At 75.3% G+C, this 3,884-nt stretch carries 3 protein-coding genes; all 3 read left to right on the top strand.

Features of this window, described 5'->3' with window-relative positions; genetic code table 11:
* The first annotated feature begins 272 nt into the window (after positions 1-272).
* The 3 genes from DQW06_RS12195 to DQW06_RS12185 are packed head-to-tail and all read left to right on the top strand — an operon-like array spanning position 273 to position 3,855.
* Positions 273-776, top strand: coding sequence for a 2Fe-2S iron-sulfur cluster-binding protein (locus DQW06_RS12195; protein WP_013152879.1), 504 nt, complete (start codon positions 273-275; stop codon positions 774-776).
* Positions 773-1,765, top strand: coding sequence for a xanthine dehydrogenase family protein subunit M (locus DQW06_RS12190; protein ID WP_117198459.1), 993 nt, complete (start codon positions 773-775; stop codon positions 1,763-1,765). The genes DQW06_RS12195 and DQW06_RS12190 overlap by 4 nt, the downstream gene beginning before the upstream one ends.
* Positions 1,762-3,855: a xanthine dehydrogenase family protein molybdopterin-binding subunit gene (locus DQW06_RS12185; protein ID WP_117198458.1), complete on the top strand. Its 2,094-nt coding sequence runs from the start codon at positions 1,762-1,764 to the stop codon at positions 3,853-3,855. The genes DQW06_RS12190 and DQW06_RS12185 overlap by 4 nt, the downstream gene beginning before the upstream one ends.
* Positions 3,856-3,884: the final 29 nt, after the last annotated feature.

Genomic DNA, 3,884 nt, shown 5'->3' with positions numbered 1-3,884 from the left:
GCCCCGGCCGGGTTCCGCCCCCGGCCGGGGCCGATCCGCGCCCGGCGCGCCCCGCGCACGCGGGCGCCGGGTGTTTAGCCCCTCCCCTGCGGGTTACGCGCCACAGTGGCGGCTCCCCGGACGCCCCCTTCCCGGCCCCGCGCGCCGTGTCGGCTTCCGGGAGCCCCACGCCTGTCACAGACTGTGACGAGTCCCTGGCGCGGTGCGCCGGGCGGGCCGCGTGGACGGCGGCGCGCAGGACACCGACCCACACACGAGGAAGGGCACTGCCGGTGGAGGCCACGATCACACTGCACGTCGACGGGGAGAAACGCGAACTCACCGTCGACACACGCACCACCCTGCTGGACGCGCTGCGCGACCGGCTGGGCGTCACCTCGCCCAAGAAGGGCTGCGACCACGGCCAGTGCGGGGCCTGCACGGTCCTGCTGGAGGGCCGCCGCGTCGTCCCCTGCCTGACCTTCGCGGTCGCGCACGACGGCGCCAGCGTCACCACCGCCGCCGGACTCGCCGAGGAGGGGCAGCTGCACCCCGTCGCCCGCGCCTTCGTCGAGAACGACGGCTTCCAGTGCGGCTACTGCACGCCCGGCCAGGTCTGCTCGGCCGTGGGCATGCTGGAGGAGGCCGCCGCCGACTGGCCCAGCCACGTCACCGAGGACCTCCAAGCGCCGGTCGGCCTCGACGACGACGAGATCCGCGAGCGCATGAGCGGCAACCTGTGCCGCTGCGGCGCCTACGTCAACATCGTCGCCGCGATCCGGGAGGCCGCGCAGTGAAACCCTTCCACTACACCCGCCCCGCCGGGGCCGCCGAGGCCGTCACCGCGGTCGCGGGCGACCCCGGCGCCTCCTACATCGGCGGGGGCACCAACCTGGTCGACCACATGAAACTCGGCATCGCCGATCCCACCTCCCTCGTGGACGTGCGCGACCTGCTCAGCCACCGGATCGAGGAACTGCCCGACGGCGGCCTGCGCGTGGGCGCCGCCGTGCCCAACAGCGACCTGGCCGCCCACCCCGGCGTCCGCCGCGCCTACCCCGTGCTCTCCCAGGCCCTGCTGGCGGGCGCCTCCGGCCAGCTGCGCAACGCCGCCACCACGGGCGGCAACCTCCTCCAGCGCACCCGGTGCGTGTACTTCCAGAACACCGCCATGCCCTGCAACAAGCGCGAACCCGGCACGGGCTGCTCGGCGATCGAGGGCTACGGCCGCTACAACGCCGTCCTGGGAGCCTCCGAGCACTGCGTGGCCACCCACCCCTCCGACATGGCGGTCGCCCTGACCGCCCTGGGCGCCCGGGTCCACGTGCTGGGCCCCGCCGGGGAGCGCACTGTGGACATGCCCGGCCTGCACCGCCTCCCGGGGGACGAACCCCAGCGCGACACCGTCCTGGAACACGGCGACCTCATCACCGCCGTCGACCTGCCCCGCCTGCCCCTGGCCGCCCGCTCGGCCTACCGCAAGGTCCGCGACCGCGCCTCCTACGCCTTCGCCCTGGTGTCGGTGGCCGCGGCGCTGCGCGTGGTGGACGGCACCGTCGAGGACGTGCGCGTGGCCTTCGGCGGCCTGGCGCACGCGCCCTGGCGCGCCAGCCGCGCCGAGGAGGCGCTGCGCGGCGGACCGGCCACCGAGGAGGCCTTCCGCGAGGCCGCCCGGGCCGAACTCGCCGACGCCGCCACCGGCCCGGACAACGCCTTCAAGGTACCCATGGCCGTCAACACCCTGGCCGCGACCCTGCGCGACCTGACCGCCGAGGAGGCACGATGACCGGGACGCTGGACGCGCGGGCCATGGGCCAGCCGCTGCCCCGCCTGGAGGGCGCCGACAAGGTCACCGGACGGGCGCCCTACGCCTACGAGCACCCGCTCGCCGACCCCCTGTACCTGCACCCGGTGCTGTCCACCGTCGCGCGCGGGCGCGTCACCGCGGTCGACGCCTCCGCCGCCGAGGCCCTGGCCGGTGTGCGCGCCGTCCTGACCCCGGACAACGCCGAACGCCTCGCCGACACCGAGGACCGCGAGTTCGCGGTGCTCCAGTCCCGCGAGGTGTCCTTCCACGGCCAGTTCGTCGCCGCGGTCGTGGCCGACACCCCCGAGACCGCCCGCCAGGCGGCCGGACTCGTGAAGGTGGACTACGAGCGCTTCGAGCACGACGTGGTGCTCACCGCCGACCACCGCGGCCTCTACCGGCCCGTGGGCGAGGACGACGAGGGCCCCGCCTCCGACACCGAGCAGGGCGACCCCGACGCGGCCCTGGCCGCCGCCGAGGTCGTGGTCGACCAGACCTACAGCACGCCCACCGAGCACAACAACCCCATGGAGCCGCACACCACCACGGCCCTGTGGGAGGAGGCCACCGGCGACCTCACCCTCTACGACTCCACCCAGGGCGTGCACGTGGTCCGCGCGTCCGTGGCCGGGGTGTTCGGGCTCGACCCCGAACGGGTCCGGGTGGTCGCGCCCCACGTGGGCGGCGGCTTCGGCTCCAAGGGGGAGGCGCACGCGCACGACGTCCTGGCCGCGATGGCCGCCCGCGCCCTGCCCGGGCGGCCGGTCAAGTTCGCGCTGACCCGCCAGCAGATGTTCTGCCTGGTGGGCTACCGCACACCCACCATCCAGCGGGTGCGCCTGGGCGCCGACCGCGACGGGCGCCTGTCCGCGGTCGTCCACGACTCCGTGGAGCAGACCGCCAGGATCAAGGAGTTCACCGAGAACAGCGCGATGTGCTCGCGGTGGATGTACGCCGCGCCCCACCGCCGCACCACCCACCGGATCGCGCCCCTGGACGTGCCGGTCAACTTCTGGATGCGCGCCCCCGGCGAGGCCCCGGGGATGTACGCGGCCGAGGCCGCCATGGACGAACTCGCCCAGGCCTGCGGCGTCGACCCCGTCGAGCTGCGCGTGCGCAACGAGCCCGAGACCGACCCGCAGAGCGGTTCCCCGTGGTCGGACCGGCGCCTGGTGCGGTGCCTGCGCGAGGGCGCCGAGCGCTTCGGCTGGCACGGGCGCGACCCCCGGCCAGGCGTCCGCCGGGAGGGGGACTGGCTGGTGGGCACCGGCGTGGCCTCGGCGAGCTACCCGCACCTGTTCAACCCCGGATCGGTGGCCCGCGTCCGCTACGGCCGGGACGGCCGTTACGAGGTGTCCATCGGCGCGGTGGACATCGGCACCGGGGCCTGGACCGCGCTCACCCAGATCGCCGCCGACGCGCTGGGCCTGCCCGCCTCCGACATCCGGCTGCGCATCGGCGACACCGCCTTCCCGTCGGCCTCGGTCGCGGGAGGCTCCAGCGGGACCAGCTCCTGGGGGACGGCCATCGTGACCGCCGCCCGGGCCTTCCGCGACCGGCACGGGGACTCCCCGGCCCCGGGCGCGGAGGCCGAGGGCAGCGGGGCGGAGGACACCGTGGACGAGTCGTACTCGGTCTACTCCTTCGGGGCGCACTTCGCCGAGGCGCGGGTGAACGCGGACACGGGCGAGGTCCGGGTGCCGCGCATGTACGGCCTGTTCTCCATCGGCCGGGTGGTCAACCCGCGCACGGCGCGCTCGCAGTTCCTCGGCGGGATGGTCATGGGCCTGTCGATGGCGCTGCACGAGGAGAGCTTCCGGGACCCGCGGTACGGCCACATCGCCAACGGCGACTTCGCCGAGTACCACGTCCCCACCAACGCCGACGTGGGCGACCTGCGGGCGGAGTGGCTGGACGAGGAGGACCCCCGCGCCACCCCCATGGGGTCGCGGGGCGCGGGCGAGATCGGCATCGTCGGGTCCGCCGCGGCGGTGGCCAACGCCGTCCACCACGCCACGGGGATCAGGGTGCGGGACCTGCCGGTCACGGCGGACAAGCTCCTGCGGTGACGGCCGGTCGTGGTGCGCCCGCCCGGGCG

The sequence above is a fragment of the Nocardiopsis sp. TNDT3 genome (assembly GCF_003427465.1).
Classification (GTDB): domain Bacteria; phylum Actinomycetota; class Actinomycetes; order Streptosporangiales; family Streptosporangiaceae; genus Nocardiopsis; species Nocardiopsis dassonvillei.
This window is presented reverse-complemented; position numbering and strand designations above follow the sequence as displayed.

Bases quoted from the DNA above. Each gene is read 5' to 3' on its own strand.
- DQW06_RS12185 (WP_117198458.1), top strand. From the start codon at position 1,762: ATGACCGGGACGCTGGACGCGCGGGCCATGGGCCAGCCGCTGCCCCGC.